At 74.0% G+C, this 24305-nt stretch carries 19 protein-coding genes; 13 read left to right on the top strand and 6 right to left on the bottom strand.

The genetic code is table 11. The annotated features are described in order from the left end of the window. Positions 1–4: 4 nt before the first annotated feature. Both AB0D10_RS21230 and AB0D10_RS21225 read right to left on the bottom strand, forming a co-directional pair. Positions 5–904, bottom strand: coding sequence for a glutamate ABC transporter substrate-binding protein (locus AB0D10_RS21230; RefSeq protein WP_360258439.1), 900 nt, complete (start codon positions 902–904; stop codon positions 5–7). A 119-nt stretch (positions 905–1023) separates the two neighbouring features. Beyond that, positions 1024–1797: an amino acid ABC transporter ATP-binding protein gene (locus AB0D10_RS21225; protein ID WP_360258437.1), complete on the bottom strand. Its 774-nt coding sequence runs from the start codon at positions 1795–1797 to the stop codon at positions 1024–1026. A 392-nt stretch (positions 1798–2189) separates the two neighbouring features. On the opposite strand from AB0D10_RS21225, the gene AB0D10_RS21220 reads away from it, so the two are divergent. Then, positions 2190–2948 carry a response regulator transcription factor gene (locus tag AB0D10_RS21220; RefSeq protein WP_360258434.1) on the top strand — a complete coding sequence of 253 codons (759 nt, stop codon included), beginning with the start codon at positions 2190–2192 and terminating at the stop codon, positions 2946–2948. A 6-nt stretch (positions 2949–2954) separates the two neighbouring features. Then, positions 2955–4379: a HAMP domain-containing sensor histidine kinase gene (locus AB0D10_RS21215; protein WP_360258431.1), complete on the top strand. Its 1425-nt coding sequence runs from the start codon at positions 2955–2957 to the stop codon at positions 4377–4379. Between the two features lie 51 nt (positions 4380–4430). On the opposite strand, the gene AB0D10_RS21210 is transcribed toward AB0D10_RS21215, so the two are convergent. Further along, the gene (locus tag AB0D10_RS21210; RefSeq protein ID WP_360258429.1) at positions 4431–5450 is read right to left on the bottom strand and encodes a TAXI family TRAP transporter solute-binding subunit; all 1020 of its coding nucleotides are present in this window, start codon (positions 5448–5450) and stop codon (positions 4431–4433) included. Between the two features lie 186 nt (positions 5451–5636). Between AB0D10_RS21210 and miaB the strand changes: the two genes are divergently transcribed. Beyond that, on the top strand, positions 5637–7139 hold the full coding sequence (gene miaB / locus AB0D10_RS21205) for a tRNA (N6-isopentenyl adenosine(37)-C2)-methylthiotransferase MiaB (RefSeq protein WP_360258426.1): 1503 nt from the start codon (positions 5637–5639) through the stop codon (positions 7137–7139). A 78-nt stretch (positions 7140–7217) separates the two neighbouring features. Next, positions 7218–7916: a class III extradiol dioxygenase subunit B-like domain-containing protein gene (locus AB0D10_RS21200; RefSeq protein WP_360258424.1), complete on the top strand. Its 699-nt coding sequence runs from the start codon at positions 7218–7220 to the stop codon at positions 7914–7916. 118 nt (positions 7917–8034) lie between these two features. On the opposite strand, the gene AB0D10_RS21195 is transcribed toward AB0D10_RS21200, so the two are convergent. Further along, complete coding sequence (locus tag AB0D10_RS21195; protein ID WP_360258422.1) at positions 8035–8280, bottom strand: antitoxin; 246 nt, start codon at positions 8278–8280, stop codon at positions 8035–8037. Between the two features lie 200 nt (positions 8281–8480). On the opposite strand from AB0D10_RS21195, the gene miaA reads away from it, so the two are divergent. The 5 genes from miaA to hflX all read left to right on the top strand — a co-directional run bounded on the left by miaA (position 8481) and on the right by hflX (position 15302). Beyond that, complete coding sequence (miaA, locus tag AB0D10_RS21190; protein ID WP_360258420.1) at positions 8481–9425, top strand: tRNA (adenosine(37)-N6)-dimethylallyltransferase MiaA; 945 nt, start codon at positions 8481–8483, stop codon at positions 9423–9425. A gap of 227 nt (positions 9426–9652) precedes the next feature. Further along, the gene (locus AB0D10_RS21185) at positions 9653–10165 is read left to right on the top strand and encodes a hypothetical protein (protein WP_360258418.1); all 513 of its coding nucleotides are present in this window, start codon (positions 9653–9655) and stop codon (positions 10163–10165) included. Positions 10166–10257: 92 nt separating this feature from the next. Further along, entirely contained in the window at positions 10258–11169 is a 912-nt protein-coding gene (gene dapF, locus AB0D10_RS21180; protein ID WP_360258416.1) for a diaminopimelate epimerase, read from the top strand. Between the two features lie 192 nt (positions 11170–11361). Continuing rightward, positions 11362–13593 carry an HD domain-containing protein gene (locus tag AB0D10_RS21175; protein ID WP_360258413.1) on the top strand — a complete coding sequence of 744 codons (2232 nt, stop codon included), beginning with the start codon at positions 11362–11364 and terminating at the stop codon, positions 13591–13593. A gap of 206 nt (positions 13594–13799) precedes the next feature. Next, a complete protein-coding gene (gene hflX / locus AB0D10_RS21170; protein WP_360258410.1) occupies positions 13800–15302 on the top strand; it encodes a GTPase HflX in 1503 nt (500 codons plus the stop codon). Positions 15303–15471: 169 nt separating this feature from the next. Here the strand turns inward: hflX and AB0D10_RS21165 are convergent, their stop codons facing one another. Together AB0D10_RS21165 and AB0D10_RS21160 are read right to left on the bottom strand one after the other, a co-directional pair. Next, entirely contained in the window at positions 15472–16590 is a 1119-nt protein-coding gene (locus tag AB0D10_RS21165; protein ID WP_360258408.1) for a hypothetical protein, read from the bottom strand. A 56-nt stretch (positions 16591–16646) separates the two neighbouring features. Continuing rightward, complete coding sequence (locus tag AB0D10_RS21160; RefSeq protein ID WP_360258406.1) at positions 16647–17849, bottom strand: hypothetical protein; 1203 nt, start codon at positions 17847–17849, stop codon at positions 16647–16649. Between the two features lie 730 nt (positions 17850–18579). Here AB0D10_RS21160 and AB0D10_RS21155 point away from each other — a divergent pair. From AB0D10_RS21155 to AB0D10_RS21140, 4 genes are all read left to right on the top strand, one after another. Further along, entirely contained in the window at positions 18580–20352 is a 1773-nt protein-coding gene (locus tag AB0D10_RS21155) for an IucA/IucC family protein (RefSeq protein ID WP_360258502.1), read from the top strand. Then, positions 20244–20930 (top strand): GNAT family N-acetyltransferase, encoded by a 687-nt coding sequence (locus tag AB0D10_RS21150; protein WP_360258499.1) that lies wholly within the window; start codon positions 20244–20246, stop codon positions 20928–20930. The genes AB0D10_RS21155 and AB0D10_RS21150 overlap by 109 nt, the downstream gene beginning before the upstream one ends. A gap of 138 nt (positions 20931–21068) precedes the next feature. Continuing rightward, the gene (locus AB0D10_RS21145) at positions 21069–22499 is read left to right on the top strand and encodes a SidA/IucD/PvdA family monooxygenase (protein ID WP_360258404.1); all 1431 of its coding nucleotides are present in this window, start codon (positions 21069–21071) and stop codon (positions 22497–22499) included. Continuing rightward, on the top strand, positions 22477–24300 hold the full coding sequence (locus AB0D10_RS21140; RefSeq protein WP_360258402.1) for an IucA/IucC family siderophore biosynthesis protein: 1824 nt from the start codon (positions 22477–22479) through the stop codon (positions 24298–24300). The genes AB0D10_RS21145 and AB0D10_RS21140 overlap by 23 nt, the downstream gene beginning before the upstream one ends. Positions 24301–24305: the final 5 nt, after the last annotated feature.

Raw genomic sequence — 24305 nt, 5'->3', positions numbered from 1 at the left:
CTGATCAGTAGCGGTCGAGGGCCGGGACGTCCGGGGCCGGGGAGCCGGAGGCGCCCAGGGTCGCGTCGTAGGCCTTCTTCCAGTCGCCGTTGTCCTCGTGGGCCTTCAGGGCGTCGCTGATCGCGTCCCGCAGCGTCTTGTCGTCCTTGTTGAGGCCGACGCCGTAGTTCTCCTTGGTGAAGGGCTTGCCGACGACCTTGAGCTTGCCGGTGTACTTGGAGGCGTAGCCCTTGAGGATGGCGTCGTCGGTGGTGACGGCGTCGACCTCGCCGGAGAGGAGCTTCTCGACGCAGGCCGAGTAGGTGTCGAACTGCGTGATCTTCGGGTTGTACTGCTGGATGTTCTTGATCGAGGTCGAGCCGGTGGCGGTGCAGACGTTCTTGCCGGTCACGCTCTCCGGGCCGGTGATCGAGCTGTTGTCCTGCTTCACCAGCAGGTCCTGGCCGGCGATGTAGTACGGGCCGGCGAAGGAGACGGTCTTCTTGCGCTCGTCGTTGATGCTGTAGGTGCCGACGTAGAAGTCGATCTGGCCCTTGGCGATGGCCGGCTCGCGCTGCGAGGAGACCAGGGTCTGCCACTTGATCTGCTGCGGGGTGAAGCCGAGGTCGGCGGCGATCATCTTGGCGACCTCGATGTCGAAGCCGCTGCGGTCGCCGCTGGCGACGTCCTCCCAGCCGAGGTTCGGCTGGTCGGCCTTGGCGCCGATGATCAGCTGGCCGCGCTTCCTGGCCTCGGCGATGATCGGGGAGTCGATCTTGGCGTCGGTCTTGACCGTGTAGGTCGGGAGCTTGGGGGCGTCGCTCGCGGTGGCGGCGGCGCCGGGGGTGCCGTCCTTGCCACAGGCGGCGGTGGCGGTGAGCGCGACGGCACAGAGCGCGACGGCGAGAGTGCGGGAAGTCCTCATGAGGGTTGTTCTCCTGGGGCTGGGCCGCGGTTTCAACCGGGCTCTGGCGTCTGGAAGTCGTGCACGGGCAGGGCAGGCCGGCACCGTTGCCGGAGGTGGCCCCGCGTGGTCGCGGAACGTCAGTGGTGGAGGATCTTCGAGAGGAAGTCCTTGGCGCGGTCCGAGCGCGGCGCGGTGAAGAAGGCGTCCGGGGTGTTCTGCTCGACGATCTTGCCGTCGGCCATGAACAGCACGCGGTTGGCGGCGGACCGGGCGAAGCCCATCTCGTGGGTGACCACGACCATCGTCATGCCGTCCGCGGCCAGCCGGCGCATGACCTCCAGCACCTCGTTGACCATCTCCGGGTCGAGCGCCGAGGTGGGCTCGTCGAAGAGCATCACCTTGGGCTTCATCGCCAGCGCCCGGGCGATCGCCACCCGCTGCTGCTGGCCGCCGGAGAGCTGGGCCGGGAACTTGTCGGCCTGCGCGCCGACGCCGACGCGGTCCAGCAGCTCCCGGGCGGTCTTCTCGGCCTGCGGGCGGGGCACCTTGCGCACCTTGACCTGGCCGATGACCACGTTCTCCAGCACGGTCTTGTGCGCGAACAGGTTGAAGCTCTGGAACACCATGCCGACCTCGGCGCGCAGCCGGGCCAGTTCCCTGCCCTCGGCGGGCAGCGGCCGGCCGTCGATGGTGATCTCGCCGGAGTCGATCGTCTCCAGTCGGTTGATCGTCCGGCAGAGCGTGGACTTGCCCGAGCCGGACGGGCCGATCAGCACGACCACTTCGCCCTGGGCGATCCGGAGGTCGATGTCCTGCAGTACGTGCAGTGCGCCGTAGTGCTTGTTGACGTTGCTCAGCACGACCAGCGGGGCGGCTGCGGGGGTGGAGTCCTGGACCGGGCTCTCGGTCATCGCGCCTGCTCCCTCTGTTATCGGATCGTGCCTGCCCGAGAAGTTCTCAACTCCCTTGGGAGGCAATGGTGGTGCGAATCCGGGAGCCGCGACCGGCGGAGCCGCAGCCCCCGGTGGGCCGACCATAGGAGCCGTGACCGCGCGCCGTCAGCCGATCTGAGCGGAACTTGAGGATCACGAAACGGCCACACGCCGGGCGCGTACTGTTCGCAAGGGCGCCGACGGGGCATGTCACAGCGGGAATCCGTACCGGTGCTCCCCGTCCCCCACGAGCCCGGTGCTCGGTCGAACCTGGCGTCGCGCCGTTCGCTGGCCCATACTGCGCAGGACCGGGACCAGACCGATCGGTCCGGCGATCACCGGTGATCACGTGGGGGAAGGAGGAGAACAGGATGCGACTGCTGCTCGTCGAGGACGACGAACGCGTGGCCGCCGCGCTGGTCGCGGTGCTGGGCCGGCACGGCTTCCAGGTCCGGCACGCCCGCAGCGGGCACGAGGCGCTGGACGCCCTGGTGCCGGACGGAAACGAGCCGTACCGGGTGGTGCTGCTCGACCTCGGGCTGCCCGACCGGGACGGCTTCGAGGTGTGCAGCCGGATCAGGGCCGGCAGCGGCGTGCCGGTGATCATGGTCACCGCCCGCGCCGACGTCCGCTCCCGGATCCACGGCCTCAACCTCGGTGCCGACGACTACGTCACCAAGCCGTACGACATGGGCGAGCTGCTCGCCCGCATCCACGCGGTGGCCCGCCGCGGCGCCGCCCCCTCCTCGGCGTCGGCGCCCGCGCCCGACGCCGTGCCCCAGCAGCGCGGCCCGCTGGAGTCCCGCGGCATCCGGATCGACCGGGAGCGCCGCCGGGTCAGCGTGGACGGCCGCGACGTGCCGCTCACCCGCAAGGAGTTCGACCTGCTCGCCCTGCTCGCGCAGAGCCCGGGCGTGGTCTACCGGCGCGAGCAGATCTTCAGCGAGGTCTGGCGCAGCGGCTGGGAGGGCAACGGGCGCACCCTGGAGGTGCACATCGGCTCGCTGCGCAACAAGCTCGCGCTGCCCGGCCTGGTCGAGGCCGTCCGCGGCGTCGGCTACCGCCTGATCCCCGAGTCCCCGGCGCCCGCCGCGGCGGACCAGGCCCCGAACGCCCCCGCGGAGCACTGACCGCACGTGCGCACCCGCCTGCTCGGCATCCTGATCGCCCTCATGCTCTGCGTCCTGGCCGCCCTGGGGCTGCCGCTCGCGGCGGCGGTCGCGGCGGCCGAACAGACCAAGGTCGTCGTCGACCGGCTCGACGACGCCGCGCGCTTCGCCCAGGACCTGCCCACCTCCGGCGCCGCCGACTCCGCGCGCAAGGGCGACCCGGGGCCCGCCCCCGGCGACCTCAGCCGACAGCACTCGATCGACGCCGAGGTCCGCCGCTACTACGACCTGTACGGCGTCCGCCTGGCCATCTTCCAGCGCGACGGCCTGCCGATCGCCGCCGCGCCCGCCGACTGGCGGGTGCCGGTCGGCGGCTGGGGCGCCCAGGCGTTCCAGGAGGCGCTGGACGGGCGGCGCAGCCACAACCCGCCGCAGGTCTGGCCGTGGACACCGGACCGGACGATCACCGTCGCCGCCCCGGTGGTGCGCGACGGCGACGTGGTCGCGGTGGTGCTGAGCGAGTCCCCGACCGGGGCGCTGCGCACCCGGGTGCTGCACAAGTGGCTGGTGCTGGTCGCCGGCGAGGCCGTCGCGATGATCGTCGCCGTGCTGCTGGCCGTCCGGCTCACCGAATGGGTGCTGCGCCCGGTGCGCACCCTGGACCGGGCCACCCACGACATCGCCACCGGCCGGATGGCCGCCCGGGTCGCCCCCGGCGGCGGACCGCCCGAACTTCAGCGGCTGGCGCGCTCCTTCAACGAGATGGCGGACCACGTGGTGCTCGCCATGGACCAGCAGAAGTCCTTCGTCGCGGACGCCTCGCACCAGCTGCGCAACCCCCTCTCGGCCCTGCTGCTGCGGGTCGAGGTGCTCGGCCTGGAACTCCCCGAGGGCCACGAGGAGGAGCTCAGCGGCGTCCGGGAGGAGGGCGTCCGGCTCGCCCGGGTGCTGGACGACCTGCTCGGGCTGGCCACCGCCGAGCACGCCCGCCCGGAACCGGAGCGCACCGACCTCGCCGAACTCACCCTGGCCCGGGTGGACGCGTGGCGGCCGGTCGCCGAACAGCGCGGGATCGGGCTGCGCTGGGACGGACCGGCGCTGGCGGTCGGCATGGCCGACCCGATCGGCTTCGGCTCGGCGCTGGACGCCGTGGTGGACAACGCGATCAAGTTCAGCCCGGCCGGCAGTGAGGTGCGGCTGCGGGTCGCGGTGCGCCGGGACGAGGTCGCGGTGACCGTCGTCGACGCCGGGCCCGGCCTCACCGAGGACGAACTGGCACGGGCCGGTGACCGGTTCTGGCGCAGCCCGCGGCACCAGAACGTGGACGGCTCCGGGCTGGGCCTGTCCATCGCCCGCACCCTGCTGGCGGCCGGCGGCGGCTCGCTCGGCTTCGCGCCGGTCAAGCCGACCGGGCTCGCGGTGACGCTGGCGGTGCCGCGGCCGGAGAGCTGACGGGGGCGGGCCCGTCGGGGGCACCCCGGGGACGGGTCCCGGGGCGGGGCCCTACGGCTTCACCGAGCGGTAGTAGCGCGCCGCGCCCGTGTGCAGCGGCAGCGGGTCGGTGTAGACGGCGGTGCGCAGGTCGACCAGCTGGGCGGCGTGCACCTGGGCACCGATCTGGTCGCGGCTGTCGATCACCGCGCGGGTCATGCCCTCGACCAGGTCCGGGTCCACGTCGTCCCGGGTGATCAGCAGGTTGGGCACGGCCACCGTGGCGACCGCGTCCTTCGGCTCGGCGTTCGGGTAGGTGCCCTTGGGCATGGTGGCCGCCCGGTAGGCGTCGGTGCCGCCGCCCTCGGCCTTGTGCAGGGCCTCGGACAGGTCGCCCAGCGGCACGATCCGGATCGGGACGTGGTCGGAGAGGTCGGTGAGCGCACTGGTCGGCAGACCGCCGGACCAGAAGAAGGCGTCCAGCCGGCCGGCACGCAGTTCGTCGGCGGCGTCGCCGACACCGGCCGGGACCGGGACGATGTCGCGGTCCGGGTCCAGCCCGGCCGCGCCCAGCAGCCGCTTGGTCACCAGGTTCACCCCGGACTGCGGCAGGCCGACGCCGACCCGCAGGCCCTTGAGGTCGGCGGTGCGGCGCACCGTGGACGAGGCCGGCACCACCAGCTGCAGGTAGTCGTCGTAGAGCCGGGCGATCGCCCTCAGCCGGTCCTTGCCGAGCCCCTGGTAGTCGGCGACCGCGTCGGCGGTGGCGATCGCGAAGGTGTCCCGGCCGGTGATCACCCGGGTCAGGTTGTCTATCGAGCCCTCGGTGTTGTCCAGGGCCAGCCGCACCCCGGGCATCGTCCGGGAGACGTGCGTCTGCAGCAGCTGCCCGTACCGGTCGTAGACGCCGCGCTGCACCCCGGTGGCGAAGCGGACCTCGCCCCGCGGGTACCCGGGTGAGCGGCCCGCCGACAGCCACCAGCCGCCGAAGCCGGCGACCAGCAGCACCAGCACCAGCACCGTCCGCCACAGCGGGCTGCGGGCCGCGGTGCGGACGGCGGCACCGAGACGGGACGGGTTGGTGGGGGTCATGCTGGGATACTGCCAGGCGCTCCGGCCGAACGGGAGTGGAACGGGACGGGGAAAGTCCTGTGAAAGGGACGGGGAAGATCCGGGAACGGGACGGGGAGGCCCCGGGGAACAGGGCTCCGGGGCTTCCGGGAACGGGACCGGGAAGCTCCGGGAAAAGCCCTTCGCGGCTGCCCGTACCCTGGTCTGGTGAGCGGTGAGAGCGGATTGAAGAGCTACAAGGTCGTCACGCACGGCTGTCAGATGAACGTCCACGACTCCGAGCGGCTGTCCGGGCTGCTGGAGGAGGCGGGCTACGTCAAGGCCGGGCCCGAGGGCGACCCGGACCTGGTGGTGTTCAACACCTGCGCGGTGCGCGAGAACGCCGACAACAAGCTGTACGGCAACCTCGGCCAGCTGGCGCCGGTCAAGACCCGCCACAAGGGCATGCAGATCGCCGTCGGCGGCTGCCTGGCCCAGAAGGACCGCGACACCATCGTCAAGCGCGCCCCCTGGGTCGACGTGGTGTTCGGCACCCACAACATCGGGCACCTGCCGGCCCTGCTGGAGCGGGCCGCGATCGAGCGCAAGGCCCAGGTCGAGATCCTGGAGTCGCTGGAGACCTTCCCCTCCACGCTGCCGACCCGCCGCGACTCGGCGTACGCCGCCTGGGTCTCCATCTCGGTCGGCTGCAACAACACCTGCACCTTCTGCATCGTCCCCGCACTGCGCGGCAAGGAGGAGGACCGCCGTCCCGGCGACGTCCTCGCCGAGATCGAGGCGCTGGTGGACGAGGGCGTCATCGAGGTGACCCTGCTCGGCCAGAACGTCAACGCCTACGGCTCCGACCTGGGCGACCGCGAGGCCTTCTCCAAGCTGCTGCGCGCCGCCGGCCAGATCGAGGGCCTGGAGCGGATCCGCTTCACCTCGCCGCACCCGCGCGACTTCACCGACGACGTGATCGCCGCGATGGCCGAGACCCCGACCGTGATGCACCAGCTGCACATGCCGCTGCAGTCCGGCTCCGACCGGGTGCTCAAGGCGATGCGCCGCTCCTACCGGCAGGACCGCTTCCTCGGGATCATCCGGAAGGTCCGCGAGGCGATGCCCGACGCGGCGATCTCCACCGACATCATCGTCGGCTTCCCCGGCGAGACCGAGGAGGACTTCGAGGAGACGATGCACGTCGTCCGCGAGGCCCGCTTCACCAACGCCTTCACCTTCCAGTACTCCAAGCGCCCCGGGACCCCGGCGGCGGAGATGACGGACCAGGTCCCCAAGGAGGTCGTCCAGGCCCGCTACGACCGGCTGATCGCCCTCCAGGAGGAGATCTCCTGGGAGGAGAACAAGAAGCAGGTCGGCCGCACCCTGGAGATCCTCGTCGCCGAGGGCGAGGGCAAGAAGGACGACCGGACCCACCGGCTCTCCGGCCGCGCCCCCGACAACCGCCTGGTGCACTTCACCAAGCCGGACGAGCCGGTGCGCCCGGGCGACACCGTGACCGTGGAGATCACCTACGCCGCCCCGCACCACCTGCTCGCCGAGGGCCCGGCGCTCGCGGTGCGCCGCACCCGGGCCGGTGACGCCTGGGAGAAACGCCAGGCGAAGCCCGCCGACAAGCCGGCCGGCGTGATGCTCGGCCTGCCGTCCATCGGTGCCCCGGCCGCGCTGCCGCTCGCCGCGCCCGCGGGCGGGGCCTGCTGCGGCGACTGACGCACGCGCCCCGGGGACGGCCCGGTGGGAGCTCCGGCTCCCGCCGGGCCGTCCGGCTTCCGGGCTAGAGTGATCCACATGCTGGTAGCCGCCGCCGTGTGCCCCTGTCCGCCGCTGCTCGTCCCGGAGGTCGCCGCCGGGGCGGCGGGCGAGCTGGACGCGCTGCGCGCCGCCTGTGACGAGGCGCTGGCAGCACTGGTCGCGGCCGGGCCGCAGCTGGTCGTGGTGGTCGGCACCGGGCCGGAGGCCGAGGTGTGGACCGAGGGCGGGGCCGGCTCCTTCCGCCGCTACGGGGTGCCGCTGGTCGCCAAGCTGCCCGGTGACCGGGTCGAGGGCCCGGAACTGGCGCCCGCGCTGACCGTCGGCGCGTGGCTGCTGGAGCGCGCCGGGGTGACCCTGCCGACGCACGCCTGCGCGGTGCCCGCCGACGCCCCGGCCGACCGGATGCTCGGCCTCGGCCAGGGCCTGGCCGGACTCGCCGACCGGGTCGCCCTGCTGGTGCTCGGCGACGGCAGCGCCTGCCGCTCGGTGAAGGCCCCCGGCTACCTGGACGAGCGGGCCGAGGGCTACGACGCGGCGCTGGCCGACGCCCTCGGCACGGCCGACCTGCCCGCCCTGGCCGCGCTGGACGCGGGCCTGGCAGCCGAACTCAAGGCCGAGGGCCGGGCACCCTGGCAGGTGCTCGCCGGCGCCGCCGAGGGCGCCGGCCTCACCGGACGGCTGGGCTACCGCGACGCACCGTACGGGGTCGGGTACTTCGTGGCCTCCTGGTCCTAGTCCCGGACCCGGGGCAAGGGTCGGGGCCGGGGTCGGGGCCGGGGCCGGGGCCAGTCGGGCGGGGACGGCTCAGGACCGGACGGCCCGGGCGGCTCAGGACCGCGGCGGCCCGGGCGGGTCAGGACCGCGGCGGCTGTCCGTCGTCGCCGGGCTTGGGCTTGTGGGCGAAGTCGCCGACGGCGTCCTTGGCCTTGCCCGCACCGTGCTCGATCTTGTCGCTGTACTTGCCCTTGGTCGCCTTGTCGATCGCGCCGCCGGCCTTGTCGACGGCCTTCTCGATCTGGTCGCTGTGCTTGCCCGCGAGCTCGCTGGCCTTCTCCTTGAGCTCCTCGGCCTTGCCCTTGAGGTTGTCCATCAGACCCATGGCGGTCTCACCCTTCCCTGTCGTCCGTCCGTCCATCCCCGTCCTCTGCCCAACGTCCCGGTCCGCCGAAGCGTTCGCAAACCGGGCGCCAACTGGGGAAACGACCGGAAGCGGTCCCGGAGGCAGTCATATCGTCGCGCGGAAGCGGGCCGGTGGCAGCCCGGTCTCCGGTACCGAACGGGTTTTGGGAGACTGGAACGGTGAGCATCCTCCGTACCCCGCGCGTCATCTCGATCGTCGGCGCGACCGCCGCCGGAAAGTCCGACCTGGCCGTCGCCGTCGCGCGCAGCCTCGACGGCGAGGTGATCAACACCGACTCGATGCAGCTGTACCGCGGCATGGACATCGGCACCGCCAAGCTCACCGTGGCTGAGCGCGGGGGAGTGCCGCACCACCTGATGGACGTCTGGGACGTCACCGAGGCGGCCAGCGTGGCCGAGTACCAGCGGCTGGCCCGGGCCGAGATCGACCGCCTGCTCGCCGCCGGGCGCACCGCCGTCCTCGTCGGCGGCTCCGGGCTGTACGTCCGGGCCGCGATCGACGAGATGGAGTTCCCCGGCACCGACCCCGAGGTGCGGGCCCGGCTGGAGGCGGAGCTGGCGCAGGTCGGCCCGTACGCGCTGCACCGACGGCTGGCCGAACTGGACCCGGCGGCCGCCGAGGCGATCCTCACCGGCAACGGGCGGCGGATCGTCCGCGCACTGGAGGTCATCGAGATCACCGGGCAGCCGTTCACCGCCAACCTGCCCGGCAACACCGCCGTGTACGACGCGGTGCAGATCGGGGTCGCCGTGCCGCGCCCCGAGCTGGACGAGCGGATCGCCCTGCGGGTCGACCGGATGTGGGAGGCCGGCCTGCTGGACGAGGTGCGGGCGTTGGAGGCCGTCGGGCTGCGGGAGGGGCGGACCGCCTCCCGGGCGCTCGGCTACCAGCAGGTGCTCGACCACTTCGCCGGCGAGTGCACCGAGGACGAGGCGCGGGCCGAGACCGTCCGCGCGACCAAGCGCTTCGCCCGCCGCCAGGAGTCCTGGTTCCGCCGCGACGACCGGATCCACTGGCTCTCCCGACCGGCCGGCACCGACCCCGTCGAGCTGCTGGCGGAATCCCTCGAACTGATCGGGCGTCAGGGAGTTCCGGCCGCATAGGACGGGATCCGGCCAATTCGGCGGTGCACCTGCGCGCGCAGGCGGCCGTGCAGGACGAACCGGCGGTCACGGCCCGATCACGTGATGGCCACGGATCACCCGTCGGCCCCGGTCGAGCCCGGAACCACCCTCTGGACATGCCATCATCGATGCCATAGGGGTCGGCCGAACGGGCCGGCCGTGCCCGGCCGCGAGTCCGCTCGTGTCGAACAGTCAGGGGAGGCCGTGTGTCGACGGGTACCGGCCCCGAGCCCGGTCAGAGCGGGAGCGTCACCGCGCCGGCCGAGGAGTTCGACGAGTCGACGATGGGTGACCTCCCCGTGCTGACCGGACTGGAGGCGCCGACCTCCTACGCGGTCGCGCTGCCCGCCCTGGACACCCGCACGCCGCCCGGCGGCGCGGTGCACGAACGGGAGATCCGCCCGCTGCGCCGGCTCCGCTGGTGGCAGACGCTGCCGATCGCCCTGCTGGGCACCCTCGGTTCACTGATGTTCGCCTTCCCGCTCGCCTTCGGCTCGGCCGGGGCGCGCGCCACCATGGTCGGGATGCTCGGACTGCTGCTCACCGCCGCCTCGGTCGGCTGGGGCGCGATGGCCGCCCGGCACGCCGGCTACAAGTGGCCGGGACTGCCGCGCCGCGGCTCCGCGCAGCGGGCCGGCTGGAAGGCGATCGTGGTCTACACCCTGATCGCGCTCGCCGCCTGCGCGCTCGCGGTCTGGCGGGTCGCCTACCTGCGCTGAGCGGTCCGGCGGGTCGCCTACCTGCGCCGAGCGGCCCGGTGGGTCGCCCACCTGCGCTGAGCGGTCCGGCGGGGCTCAGTACCATCGGTGGGGTGAGCGCATCCTCTCCCCAGCACGGTGGCCTCCCCTTCTTCAAGGGGCACGGCACCCAGAACGACTTCGTCATCGTCCCGGACCCGGACGGCGCGCTGGAGATCGGTCCCGCGGCCGTCGCCGCGCTGTGCGACCGGCGGGCCGGCGTCGGCGGGGACGGGCTGCTGCGCGTGGTGCGCTCGGCCGCGGACCCGGCCGCCGCCGGGATGGCCGACCGGGCCGAGTGGTTCATGGACTACCGCAACTCCGACGGCAGCATCGCCGAGATGTGCGGCAACGGCCTGCGGGTCTTCGCCCGCTTCCTGGTCGCGGCCGGCCTGGCCGAGCCCGGTGAACTGGCCGTCGCCACCCGCTCCGGGGTGCTCACCGCGAAGGTCGCCGAGGCCGCCGCGGACGGCACGCCCGGTGACGTCACCATCGACATGGGCAGTGCCCGGTTCCCCGGGCCGGACGGCATCGAGGTCGCGGTCGGCGAGCGCCGCTGGCCGGCGCTGAACGTCAACATGGGCAATCCGCACGCGGTCGCGTTCGTGGAGAGCCTGGACCACGCCGGTGACCTCTTCACCGCGCCGCTCACCAGCCCCGCGGGCGCGTACCCGGAGGGCGTCAACGTCGAGTTCGTGGTGGACCGCGGGCCGCGCCACGTCGCGATGCGGGTGCACGAGCGCGGCTCGGGCGAGACCCGTTCCTGCGGCACCGGCGCGTGCGCCGTCGCGGTGGCCGCCATCCGCCGGGACGGCGCCGACCCGGCGGTCACCGGTGAGGCCGTCGCGTACACCGTGGACGTGCTGGGCGGCCGCCTGGTCATCACCGAGCACCCGGACGGCCGGGTGGAGATGGCCGGACCGGCGGTGATCGTGGCCGAGGGGCGGCTGGACGAGCGCTGGTGGGAGTCCGTGCGTCGGGGCTGACAGCTCGGTTTGCCCAATTCGTGCGGTGACGAATCCCCCCGATCGGGTGATACCGGTCGCGGACGGGAATCACGACGTCGCGGAACGTGCTCTGCTCGGTAGCATGGACCACCGGGTCGATCACCCCTGGGAGGGGTAGCACGATCACCCCCTCAGGAGGGGCCGCGCCCGGCGACGTTGCCGGAGGTGCCGATGACCATCGAAGCCGGGCAGTCCCTGACGGGGCAGCCGACGACCGTACGGCAGGGCGGGGCCAGGAGGCCCCTCGGAGAGCTGGGCCGGGCCGCCCTCGGCCGGGCCGGCCGGGCCGCGTTACTGGCCACCGGCCGGCCGCTCGTGCCGGACGCCCTGGAACCGCTCGTCCGGGTCCACCGCCTGCACCACCCGCAGGGCGACCTCGGCCTGCTCGCCCGGGCGTACCGGCTCGCCGAGGCCAGCCACCGCGGCCAGAAGCGCAAGAGCGGTGAGCCGTACATCACCCACCCGCTGGCCGTGACCATGATCCTGGCCCAACTCGGCGCCGGGACCACCACCCTGGTCGCCTCGCTGCTCCACGACACCGTCGAGGACACCGAGTTGACGCTGGAGCAGGTCGGCGCGGGCTTCGGTCCCGAAGTCGCCTACCTGGTCGACGGGGTGACGAAGCTGGAGAAGGTCGACTTCGGCGCCGCCGCCGAGGCCGAGACCTTCCGCAAGATGCTGGTCGCCACCGGGGACGACGTCCGGGTCATGGTGATCAAGCTGGCCGACCGGTTGCACAACATGCGCACCATCCGGCACATGAAGCCGGCCAGCCAGGTGCGGATCGCCAAGGTCACCCGGGACGTGCTGATCCCGCTCGCCGAACGGCTCGGCATCCACGTGCTCAAGGCGGAGCTGGAGGACATCGTCTTCGCCACCCTGCACCCCGAGGAGCACGCCCGAGCCCGCACCCTGATGGCCGGCCACGAGGCCGCGCCCGACACCGTGCTGGAGCCCTTCGCCCGGCAGCTGGCCCGGCAACTCGCCGAGGCCGGGGTGGCCGCCGAGGTGACCGTGCGTCCCCGGCACTGCGTCTCGCTGCACCGGGTCCTGCTCAAACGGTCCGGCGCGCCCGGCCCGGACGGGCGGCCGCAGGGGCCGCGCCCGGCCGACTTCGGGCGGCTGCTGGTGGTGGTCGAGGAGAACGCCGACTGCTACGCCGTCCTCGGCGAACTGCACACCTGCTGGACGCCGCTGCCCGGGGAGTTCAAGGACTTCGTGGCCGCGCCCAAGTTCAACCTCTACCAGTCGCTGCACACCGCCGTGGCGCTGAGCGGCGGCGCGGTGGTCGAGGTGCTGGTCCGCACCCGCCGGATGCACGAGGTCGCCGAGACCGGGGTGGTCGCCCTCGGCGACCCGTCCCCGGCCGCCGCCGCCCAGGACACCGACGAGCTGGACCGCACCGACCCGGCCCGGCCGGGCTGGCTCAGCCGACTGCTGGAGTGGCAGCAGGAGACGCCCGACCCGGACGCCTTCTGGTCCACGCTCACCGCCGACCTGGCCGGCGACCGCGAGATCACCGTGGTGACCGAGAGCGGCGAAACGCTTCAGCTGCGGGCCGGCGCCACCTGCGTGGACGCGGCCTACCTGCTCGGCGAGGAGACCGGCCACCGATGTATCGGCGTCCGGGTCAACGGACGGCTCAGCGCGCTCTCCACCGTGCTGGAGGACGGCGACCTGGTCGCGGTGCTCACCGAGACCCTCCCGGCCGGCGGCGGACAGCCCTCCGGCCCCGCCCCCGAATGGCTGGCGCACGCCCGCACCCCGGCCGCCCGGCTCGCCATCGAACGCTGGCTGGCCGACCCGCCGGCCCGGCTGCCGGCGGTGCGCACCGGTCCGGCCGCGGCCCAGCCCGCCCCGCCCGGCCGCCGCACCGCCGAGAGGCGGTCCGCACCGGTCGCCGTGGCCGGCCGGCCCGGGGCGACCGTACGGCTGGCGCGCTGCTGCACGCCCGTCCCGCCGGACGAGGTGGCCGGCTACCCGATCCGCGGCGGCGCGGTGGCCGTGCACCGCACCGGCTGCCCCGCCGGGGAGCGGATGCGGGCGGACGGGCGGGCCGCGCTGGAGGTGCACTGGCAGCCCCAGGACGCCCCGGCGGCCGGGCACCGGGTCACCCTGCGGGCCGAGGCGCTGAACCGCCCCCGGCTGCTGGCCGACCTCACCGCGGCGATCTCCGCCGCGGGCGTCGGCATCGTCTCGGCCGACGTCGAGCCGCCGCAGGAGTCGCGGGTGCGGCACACCTACACCGTGGAACTGCCCGAGCCGGCCGCCCTGCCGGGCCTGATGCGCGCGATGCTGCGGGTCTCCGGGGTGTACGACGTCGACCGCCCGCACGCTCCGGAGGGTGGCCAGGCCCCGCCCCGCCCGGCCACGGCCCGGCCGTCCGACCGGAAATGGGGATGACCGGGCCTCGCCGGGCGTGCGACCATCATGGGGAATTCACGGCCGGTCCACGGCGTTCACAGGGCACAGGTGCCCCGGTGGCACCGAGGACCCGAGGGGTAGCTCACCCCGCCCGGACGGTAGCCGGGGCGGCAGCTGGGCAGACTCCTTGAGGGACCGCCCCGCGGTCCCCGAAGGCCTCCCGTACCAGCCAGCCAAAGGACAGAATGACCTCCACGTTCGACACCCGCGACCACGCCGACGCTCCGCGCCGCTTCGACGGTCAGCGGGCGGAAGCCCTCATGGACGAGGACCTCGCGGCCATCGACGAGGACCTCGGCCACCACTACGACGGCGACCAGTACGACCGCAGCGAGCGCGCCGCCCTGCGCCGGGTCGCCGGCCTCTCCACCGAACTCGAGGACGTCACCGAGGTCGAGTACCGCCAGCTCCGCCTGGAGCGCGTGGTGCTCGTCGGCGTCTGGACCGACGGCACGCTGGAGGAGGCGGAGAACTCCATGGCGGAGCTCGCCGCGCTCGCCGAGACCGCCGGCTCCGAGGTGCTGGACGGCGTCATCCAGCGTCGCGACAAGCCGGACGCGGCCACCTACATCGGCTCCGGAAAGGCGCAGGAGCTGCGCGACATCGTCGCCTCCACCGGCGCCGACACCGTCGTCTGCGACGGTGAACTCACCCCGGGCCAGCTGATCCACCTGGAGGACGTGGTCAAGGTCAAGGTCGTCGACCGGACGGCCCTGATCCTGGACATCTTCGCCCAGCACGCCAAGTCCCGGGAGGGCAAGGCGCAGGTCTCGCTCGCGCAGATGCAGTACATGCTGCCGCGACTGCGGGGCTGGGGTCAGTCGCTGTCCCGGCAGATGGGTGGTGGCGGCTCCGGCTCGTCCGGCGGCGGCATGGCCACCCGTGGTCCCGGTGAGACCAAGATCGAGACCGACCGGCGCCGGATCCGCGAGAAGATGGCGAAGCTCCGCAAGGAGATCGCCGACATGAAGAAGGGCCGCGACACCAAGCGCCAGGAGCGCCGGCGCCACCAGGTGCCGTCGGTGGCCATCGCCGGGTACACCAACGCCGGCAAGTCCTCCCTGCTCAACCGGCTCACCGGCGCGGGCGTGCTGGTCGAGAACTCCCTGTTCGCCACCCTGGACCCGACCGTGCGCCGGGCCCAGACCCCGAGCGGGCGGGTCTACACCCTGGCCGACACCGTCGGCTTCGTCCGGCACCTGCCGCACCACCTGGTCGAGGCGTTCCGCTCGACCATGGAGGAGGTCGCCGACGCGGACCTCATCCTGCACGTGGTCGACGGCTCGCACCCCGAGCCGGAGACCCAGCTGGCCGCCGTCCGCGAGGTCATCGTCTCGGTCGACGCGCAGACCGTGCCGGAGATCGTGGTGATCAACAAGGCGGACGCCGCCGACCCGCACGTGCTGCAGCGCCTGCTGCGCCGCGAGCCGCACGCCATCGTGGTGTCGGCCCGCAGCGGCGCCGGCATCGAGGAGCTGCTCAAGCTCATCGACGACGAACTGCCGCGACCGGCCGTCGAGGTGCGGGCCCTGGTGCCCTACACCCAGGGCGCGCTGGTCTCCCGGGTGCACGCGGAGGGCGAGCTGCTCTCCACCGAGCACACCGGCGAGGGCACGTTGCTGCACGCCAAGGTACCGGCCGAGCTGGCCGCCGAGCTGGAGCACTTCACGGTGGCCCTGCACGGCTGAGGCCACCCGAGCGGTGCGAAGGGCCCCCGAGACCGACACCGGTCCCGGGGGCCCGTCCCGTGCGCCGTCCCGGGTGCCGTCCCCGTGTGCCGGTGAGGGGCGTCCGCGGCGCGGGTCGTCCGGGCTGGGGCGCTCCCCGGGGTCGTCCGGCGGGGGCGCCCCGGCCGGGTCAGCGGACGTTCTTGGCGAAGAAGTCGAAGGCCTGCTTCGCCTGGTCCTGCAGCGAGGGCCCGGCCTGGTAGCCGGCCGGACCGCGGTCGCCGATCGCACCGACGCTGATCAGGTTGGGCTTGCCGTCCCTGGTGACGAACCACCCGCCGCCGCCGGAGCCGGCGGTCATGGTGCAGCCGATCACGTACATCGGAGGGCGGCTCCGGTCGAAGGAGAGCCGGGCGGGCGGGACCGGGTGGTCGCAGTGATCCAGCTCCATGCCGTCGAAGGGCCGCTCGGCCGGGTAGCCGTAGGCGGCGGCCGAGGTGATCTGGTCGCGCGGGGCGTTGAACCAGACCGGGACCGACCCGCCGACGGTCTCCTCCAGGGACTTCCCGGAGTCGCCCTCGGCCTGCACCCGCAGGATCCCGTAGTCGAACTGGTTGTGGGCGCCGACGCCGCTCTCCTGGAGCCAGGTCGGCGACACCAGCGCGCGCACCGCCGTCCACCGGCCGTACGGGGCGGCCTGGGCGTCGGTGTACGGCTTGCCGTGGTTCGCCTGGCCGTCCCGGTTGAAGCCGGGCACGAAGACCACGTTCTTCAGCCAGCCGCCGCCCTTGCCGTCGTGCAGGCAGTGCGCGGCGGTGTAGACGAGGTTGCTGCGGCCCGGGTTGACCGGGTCGGAGACCACGGTCGCGGAGCAGGCCGCGTCGCCCTGCGGCGTGGTCACGAAGAGCCGGCCGACCACGGCCGCGGCCTGGCCGTACGGGTGCGGCTGCGGCTCGGCCCGGACTGCGGCGGGCGGGGCGTCCCGTTCGACGCCGGGGGCCGCCGGGGCGGTGAGCGAGTACTCCGGGGTGGGCCGGGGCTTGGCGGCGTCCATCCGGGCGGTCGACCAGAAGCCCCGGGCCGTCTCGTTGGCGAACCTGCTCTCGGTGACGTACTTCGTCCAGTCCTCCAGCTTCCAGCCCGTCAGGTCGCCCAGGCTGGTGGGCGCGGACTTGGGGAGGGCGGGGGGCGGGGTGGCCGGCCTGGCGGGGCCGTCCGGGCCGCAGGCCGCCGCCGCGAGGGCGGTCACGGCGAGCAGTGCGGCGCCGGCCGTCCCGGCCCGGCGCCCCCGGTTGGTGGTTCTCGGCATGCTGCATCGTCCCCCGTGCTGTGCTGGTGTTTCCGTACGACCGCCCCCCGTGGCGGCTACTGCTTCCTGGAGATCCAGTCCAGGGCCTGCTTGGCGACCGTCTCCAGGTACGGGCCGCTGAGCGACGTGTGGTCCTGGGTGCCGATCGAGGTGTTGCTGACCAGGGCGGTCTTCCCGTCGGGCATGGTGGCGAACCAGCCGCCGCCGCTGGAGCCCTGGGTCATGTTGCAGCCGATGGTGAGCATCGAGGGCCGCTTCGCGTCGAAGGAGAGCCGGGTCGGCTTGCCGCCGTCGCACTTGTACAGTTCCTGGCCGTCGAACGGCTTGAGCAGCGGGTAGCCGACGGCCGACACGCCGATCTTGTCGCGCGGGGCGTCGAACCACACCGGGACGGCCGAACCGACCGTCTCCTCCAGGGACTTGCCGGTGTCGTTCTGATTGTGCACGCGCATGACCGCGAAGTCGTACTGGTTGGCGGCGTCGCCGGTGCCACCGCCCTCGACCATCCACTGCGGCGAGGTGGTGACCTGGTCGGCCCACCAGGTGCCGAGCGGGGCCAGCTCGGACAGCGGGGCGCGCTTGCCGCCGCTGGAGGCGCCCGAGTTGTTGTAGGCGGGCACGAACACCAGGTCCTTGTAGAAGCTCCCGCCCTTGCCCTCGTGCACGCAGTGGCCGGCCGTCCACACCAGGTTGCTCTTGCCGGGGTGCTGCGGGTCGGCGATCACCGTCGCCGAGCAGTTGCCGCGGCCGCCCTCGGCGGAGAAGAACACCTTGCCGGAGGGCTGCTTGGTGTACGGGCGGGGCACCGCGACGGCGTTGACCACCGGCGGCTCGGGGTCGGTCACGCCGTCGTCGGTGGCGGGCCTGGGGGTCACCGGGGAGGGCTTGGCGGCGGGCGGGGCCGGGTCGGCGGGCTTGGAGTCGCCCATCGTGTCCGGGTCCCAGAAGTCCTTCACCACCGGGTTGTTGAAGACGTGCTTGGACGCCCAGCTGTCCCAGTCCTCGAACTTCCACTTCTTCAGGTCGTCCCAGCTCCTCGGCAGGCCCTCCAGCAGGCTGGTCGGCAGGCCGGACGGGAGGGTGATTCCGCCGATCACGCCGCCTCCGCCGGCGGTGCCGTTCGCCGGGGCCGAGGCGGGCGGCGGCGCGGCGCTGCCTCCCCCGTCGCCCGCCGGGCCGTCCGGCCCGCAGGCGCTCACGGCGAGCAGGCTTCCCGCGACCACGGCGGCGGCCAGGGCTGACCGGTGGATCGTAGGCATCTGTGCGCTTCCCCCTGTGCTCGGTCTGTACTGGGTCGGTCTGTACTGGGTCGGTCGGTGGCGGGTCGGTCGGTGCCGGGTCGTCGTCGGTCGTCCGTGCCCGGTCGGCCGGCCGGCATCGGGCCCGTGGTTCCGGGCCGGTCGGTGACGGGTCGTCCGTGCGCGGCCGGTCCGTGCTGCGGCGGCCCGCCGCCCTGGAGTCTTCCACCGCGGAGGAGGACGGCCGTGCCCACCCCCCGGGTTGCGGTACCGGCCGGAGATCACCGATCCGTGACGCGGACCCGGTCGACTCACCGGCGCAGCAGGGCCTTTCGCCCCCGTGGTGGACAATGCCCGATCTTCACCCGGACGAGTGAGCCGTCCTTGTGATCACCCCTCAGGGATAGGTAACCCTTACCTGACGCGACGGTGCGAGCGCCCGCCGACCCCCTCCACCACCAGCGCGCGTCCGCACCCCCACGCGCCCCAAGGAGCAGCCTTGAGCACCGCCCTCACCGGAGCCCCGCCCGAACCGCCGCAGCCCACGGAGCCCCCTCGGGAGCCCAAGGGCGCGCCGACGCCGAGAGCGGCGAGCGACCAGTGCGCGGTGGGGGCACCCCCGGCCCGGGGCGGGGGGACGGCGCCGGGCCCCGAACGCCCGGAGGCGAACGCGGGGGAGCGGCCCGGGCCCGATCCGCTGCCGCACCGCGACCCGGTACCGCACTCCGGCCCGCTGCCGCACCGCGACCCGCTGCCGCACCATGACCAGGCGCCGCACCGCGATCCGCTGCTGCACCACGATCCCACCGTCGCCGCCGAACAGGCCGCCGTGGAAGCCCTGTTGCGCTGCTGGACGCGCGAGACCGGAGCCCGGCCCGGGCCCGACGGCCGACTGCGGATCGCCGTCCTCGGCGGCGCCGCCCGGCTCACCGCCCCGGTCCGCTACTGGTCGCCCGGCGGCTGGCACCGGTTCGGCCCGGCCACCCTCGCGGCCGGCGAGGTCGCCGCGGGGGATTCCCACGACGCCCCGGTGGACGCCGTCACCGCCGCCGCGCTGCTCGCCGCCGCGGCCGCCGACCGGCCGGACCCCGGGCAGGTCGCCGACCTCGCCGCCCGGGTCGCCGACTCCGTCGTCCGCACCGCCGAGATCCTCACCCGCCGCCGCGCCGGTGCCGCGCCCGGCGGCCCCGAGCGTTCGCACTTCCTCGCCGCCGAACAGTCCCTGCTCCTCGGCCACCCGCTGCACCCCACCCCGAAGAGCCGCGACGGCCTCGGCCCGGCGCAGAGCGCCGCCTACTCGCCCGAACTCCACGGCTCCTTCCAGCTCCACTGGTACGCCGTCGCCCGCGAACTGCTCGCCGTCGGCTCCGCCGTCGCCGAGAGCGCCGACGGGATCACCGCCGGCCTGCTCGACGGACGCCTCGCCCTGCCGCCCGGCACCGCCGCCCTGCCGCTGCACCCCTGGCAGGCCCGCGAACTCGCCCACCGCCCGGCCGTCGCCGCCCTGCTCGCCGACGGGCTGCTGCACGACCTCGGCCCGGCCGGCGAGCCCTGGCACCCCACCTCCTCGGTCCGCACGGTCTACCGGCCCGGCACCCCCTGGATGCTCAAGCTCTCGCTCGGCCTGCGGATCACCAACTCCCGCCGGGAGAACCTGCGCAAGGAACTGCACCGCGGCCTGGAGATGCACCGGCTGCTGGAGAGCGGGCTGGCCGCCGAGTGGCGGGCCGCCCACCCCGGCTTCGACATCGTCCGCGACCCGGCCTGGATCGGCGTCGACCATCCGGCGCTCGGCGACCCGGGCGGCCTGGACACGGTGCTGCGCGCCCAGCCCTTCGCGCCCGACGAGCGCGCGCTGTGCGTCGCCGGACTGGTCGCCGAACAGCCGCTGGGCACCGGCGACACCGTGCCGTCCCGGCTCGGCGACATCCTGCGGGCCCTCGCCGCGCGCTGCGGGCGCCCGCTGCGGACCGTCGCCGCCGAATGGTTCCTGCGCTACCTGGACGCCGTCGTGCTGCCCATCCTGTGGCTGGACGGCCGGGGCGGTATTGCCCTGGAGGCGCACCAGCAGAACAGCCTCGTCCTGCTGGACGAGGCCGGCTGGCCCCGCGGCGGCCGTTACCGCGACAACCAGGGCTACTACTACCGGGAGAGCGCCGCCGAGCGGCTCACCGACCGGCTGCCCGGACTCGGCACCGACAGCGACACCTTCCTGCCCGACCCGGTGATCGACCACCACTTCGCCTACTACCTCGGCATCAACCACGTCCTCGGCCTGATCGGCGCCTTCGGCTCCCAGCGGCTGGCCGACGAGACGGTGCTGCTGGCCGCACTGCGGCGGTTCCTGGCCGGACCGCGGGCCGCCGCCACCGGCTCGGCGCTGCCCGGGCTGCTGCTGGACGCGCCCACGCTGCCCTGCAAGGCCAACCTGCTCACCCGGATCAACGGCATGGACGAACTGGTCGGCCCGGTCGAGAGCCAGTCCGTCTACGTGGACATCCCCAACCCGGTGGCGGGTGGCTGATGCTGGACGACCTGCCCGGGTGGGGCGCGATCCCCACCCCGGCCGGCGAGTTCCGGCTCAGCCCGGTCCGGCTGCCCGCCGACCTGGACCTGCTCGCCGGGTGGATGAACGACCCGGAGGTCGCCGCCTTCTGGGAACTCGCCGGACCGCCCGAGGTCACCGGCCGGCACGTGCGGACCCAGCTCGACGGCGACGGCCGCAGCGTTCCCTGCCTCGGCCTGCTCGACGGCGAGCCGATGAGCTACTGGGAGGTCTACCGCGCCGACCTCGACCCGCTGGCCGCGCACTACCCGGCCCGGCCGCACGACACCGGCGTCCACCTGCTGCTCGGCCCCTCCGCCAGCCGCGGCCGGGGACTGGGCGCCGTCCTGCTGGCCGCCCTCGCGGAGCGGATCCTGCGCCGCCGACCGTCCTGCGAACGGGTCGTCGCCGAACCGGACGTCCGAAACCGGCGCTCGGTCCGGGCCTTCGAACGGGCCGGGTTCCGGGCGGCCGCCGAACTCGACCTGCCCGACAAGCGCGCCGCCCTGATGGTGCGCGCCCGGGCACCCCTGACCGTCCGGGCCCGGCCCGCCTGACCACGGCCCGTCCGATCCGTCCGATTCCGACTGTCCGACCCCGATCCGTCCGATCCCGGCCGCCGCCCGTCCGGTCGCCGCCCGTCCGACCCCGACGGGCCCCGGTCCGCCTGACCCCGACCCCGCCTAGGAAACCCCGTGGACACCCCAGCACCCCCGCCGCCGTACGACCTGCTCGGCGTCGGCATCGGACCGTTCAACCTCTCGCTCGCCGCGCTCGCCGAGCCAGTCCCCGGAATGCGCACGCTCTTCTGCGACCAGCGCCCGGAGTTCCGCTGGCACCCCGGGATGCTGGTGGACGGGGCCCGGATGCAGGTGCCGTTCCTCGCCGACCTGGTCTCCCTGGTGGACCCGACCAACCCGTGGTCCTTCCTCAACTACCTGCGCGAGCAGGACCGGCTGTTCCCGTTCTACTTCGCCGAGCGCTTCCAGCTGCCGCGCCGCGAGTACGACCACTACTGCCGCTGGGCCGCCGAGCGGCTGACCAACTGCCGCTTCGGCACCGAGGTCACCGCCCTGCACCGGGAAGGCGACTGCTACCGGGCCGAGCTGACCGACACCGCGACCGGCCGGCGCTCCTCCGTACGGGCCCGCAACCTCGCCCTCGGCGTCGGCACCCGGCCGGTGCTGCCCGAGGCCTTCGCCGGGCTCGCCGGCCATCCGCGGGCCTTCCACTCCGCCGACTACCTGGACCGCAGGGACAACCTGGCGGACGCCCGGGACATCACCGTGATCGGCAGCGGACAGTCCGGCGCCGAGGTCTTCCTCGACCTGCTCCGCCGCCACGAGGGCGACGGCGTCCGGCTCCGCTGGCTCACCCGCACCCGCGCGCTCGCGCCCATGGAGTACTCCAAGCTCGGCCTGGAGCACTTCACCCCCGACTACACCCGCTACTTCCACAGCCTGCCCGGGCCCGTCCGGGACGCCCTGGTCACCGCCCAGTGGCAACTGCACAAGGCCGCCAGCGCCGAGACCCTCGCCGAGATCCACGACCACCTCTACGAGCGCACGATCGGCCGCCCGATCGACGCCGCCCCGGTCGAGATCACCCCCGGCACCGCCGTCACCGACGCCCGGCCCGGCCCCTGCGGCGGCCTCGAACTGCACTGCCGGCACACCGACTCCGGCGCCGAGCACGTCCTGCGCACCGACGCCGTGGTGCTCGCCACCGGCTACCGGGCCGCCCGCCCGGCCGCGCTCGAACCGCTCGCCGACCTGATCGACTGGGACGAGGCCGGGCGCTACCGGGTCGACCTCGACCACCGGGTCGCCACCCGGCCCGGACTCGGCGGCGGCCTCTACGTCCAGAACGCCGAACTGCACACCCACGGCGTCGGCACGCCCGACCTCGGGCTCGGCGCCCACCGGGCCGCCGTGATCCTCAACGCCGTCACCGGGCGGACCGTCCACCGGCTGCCCGGCCGCACCGCCTGGACCGGCTTCGCGCCGCCCGTCCCGGCCGCCCAGGCGCAGGCCGGCCAAGCACCACCGGTGTCCGCACCCCCGGAACAGACCCCCGTCCTCCCCCGCCCCCAGGAGCTGACCCGTGCCGCAACAGCCGGCCGCTGAACCGCCGCTCTACCTGCCCCCGCACCTCACCGCCGGGCACTGGCAGCGGGCCGGCCGCGCCATGCTGGCCAAGATGCTCGGCGAGTTCGCCTACGAGGAACTGCTCAAACCCGTCCCCGGGGCCCTCGACGGCGAGTACCTGCTGAAGCTGCCGGAGGCCGAGTACCACTTCACCGCCCGGCGCGGCGCCTACGACGGCTGGCAGGTCGAGCCGGCGTCGATCCGCTGCTCCCGCCCGGACGGCCTGGACCCGCTGCGCTTCCTCCCCTACGCCCGGGAGACCCTCGGGATGCGGGGCGATACCACCGCCCACCTGATCCGCGAACTCTCCGCCACCCTGACCGCCGACGCCCGCCAGCTCGCCACCGCGCTCACCGCCGCCGAACTCGCCGAGCTCGACCACACCGCGCTGGAGGGCCGGCAGGGCGGCCACCCCTGGATCGTCCCCAACAAGGGCCGGATCGGCTTCTCCGCCTCCGACGCCGCCCGCTGGGCCCCCGAGGCCCGCAGCCCCCGACCGCTGCCCTGGATCGCCGTCCACCGCCGGCTCGCCCGGTACCGCGGCGTGCCCGGTCTGGACCGCCCCGAGCAGCTGTACGCCCGCGAGCTGGACGACGTGGACGCGCTGCGCGCCGCGCTCGGACCGGCCGCCGACGACTACCTGCTGCTGCCCGTCCACCCCTGGCAGTGGGACGAGACGGTCCTGCCGCTGTTCGCGCCCTGGATCGCCTCCGGCGAGATCGTCCCGCTGCCCTCCGACGGCGACCCACGGCTGCCCCAGCAGTCCATCCGCTCCTTCTTCAACACCGCCCGCCCCGAGCGCTGCACCGTCAAGCTGCCGCTGTCCATCCTCAACACCCTGGTCTGGCGCGGCCTGCCCACCGAACGCACCCTCGTCGCGCCCGCCGTCACCGCCTGGTTGCACGGCCTTCGCGACGCCGACCCGTTCCTGCGCGACGAGTGCCGGGTGGTCCTGCTCGGCGAGGTCGCCTCCGTCACCGTCGACCACCCGCTGTACGGGGAGATGCCCGAGGCGCCCTACCAGTACAAGGAACTCCTCGGCGCGATCTGGCGCGAACCGCTCGGCCCCTTCCTGGACGACGACGAGCGCGCCCGCACCCTGGCCGCCCTGCTGCAGACCGGCTCCGACGGGCGGGCCCTCGCCGCCGAGCTGATCTCCCGCTCCGGCCTCACCCCCGCCGAGTGGACCGGCCGGCTGTTCGCCGCGATGCTGCCGCCGCTGCTCCACTTCCTCTACCGCTACGGCCTGGTCTTCTCCCCGCACGGCGAGAACGCCATCGTGGTCTTCGACGAGCGGGACACCCCGACCCGGCTTGCGGTCAAGGACTTCGTGGACGACGTCAACCTCAGCTCGCTCGACCTCCCCGAGCTGCGCGACCTGCCCGCCGAGGTGGCCGACGTCCTGCTGCGGGAGGGCCCGCAAGGGCTCTGCCAGTTCATCCACTCCGGACTGTTCATCGGCGTCTTCCGCTACCTCGCCCCGCTGCTGGAGGCGCAGACCGGACTGGCCGAGGCCGAGTTCTGGGCCCTGCTGCGCGCGGAGGTCCGCCGCCACCAGGACCACTTCCCCGAACTGCGCGAGCGCTTCGAGCTGTTCGACCTCTTCCGGCCCCGGATCGACCGGCTCTGCCTCAACCGCAACCGGCTGCTCCTCGACGGCTACCAGGACCGCCCGCACCGCCCGCACGCCGCTCGGTTCGGGACCGTGCCCAACGCGCTGGTGGAGGTGGACGTGCGGCCGCCCGCGCAACGGGACCGGATTGTCACCCCCGCCCCGTAGGGTGG

It is taken from the genome of Kitasatospora sp. NPDC048545 (genome assembly GCF_040651155.1).
Lineage (GTDB): Bacteria > Actinomycetota > Actinomycetes > Streptomycetales > Streptomycetaceae > Kitasatospora.
This window is presented reverse-complemented; position numbering and strand designations above follow the sequence as displayed.

What these genes read in the sequence shown, in the direction of transcription:
- AB0D10_RS21230 (WP_360258439.1), bottom strand. Translation starts at nt 904, where the DNA reads ATGAGGACTTCCCGCACTCTCGCCGTCGCGCTCTGTGCCGTCGCGCTC.
- AB0D10_RS21225 (WP_360258437.1), bottom strand. Translation starts at nt 1,797, where the DNA reads ATGACCGAGAGCCCGGTCCAGGACTCCACCCCCGCAGCCGCCCCGCTG.
- AB0D10_RS21220 (WP_360258434.1), top strand. Translation starts at nt 2,190, where the DNA reads ATGCGACTGCTGCTCGTCGAGGACGACGAACGCGTGGCCGCCGCGCTG.
- AB0D10_RS21210 (WP_360258429.1), bottom strand. Translation starts at nt 5,450, where the DNA reads ATGACCCCCACCAACCCGTCCCGTCTCGGTGCCGCCGTCCGCACCGCG.
- AB0D10_RS21200 (WP_360258424.1), top strand. Translation starts at nt 7,218, where the DNA reads ATGCTGGTAGCCGCCGCCGTGTGCCCCTGTCCGCCGCTGCTCGTCCCG.
- AB0D10_RS21195 (WP_360258422.1), bottom strand. Translation starts at nt 8,280, where the DNA reads ATGGGTCTGATGGACAACCTCAAGGGCAAGGCCGAGGAGCTCAAGGAG.
- AB0D10_RS21175 (WP_360258413.1), top strand. Translation starts at nt 11,362, where the DNA reads ATGACCATCGAAGCCGGGCAGTCCCTGACGGGGCAGCCGACGACCGTA.
- hflX (WP_360258410.1), top strand. Translation starts at nt 13,800, where the DNA reads ATGACCTCCACGTTCGACACCCGCGACCACGCCGACGCTCCGCGCCGC.
- AB0D10_RS21165 (WP_360258408.1), bottom strand. Translation starts at nt 16,590, where the DNA reads ATGCCGAGAACCACCAACCGGGGGCGCCGGGCCGGGACGGCCGGCGCC.
- AB0D10_RS21160 (WP_360258406.1), bottom strand. Translation starts at nt 17,849, where the DNA reads ATGCCTACGATCCACCGGTCAGCCCTGGCCGCCGCCGTGGTCGCGGGA.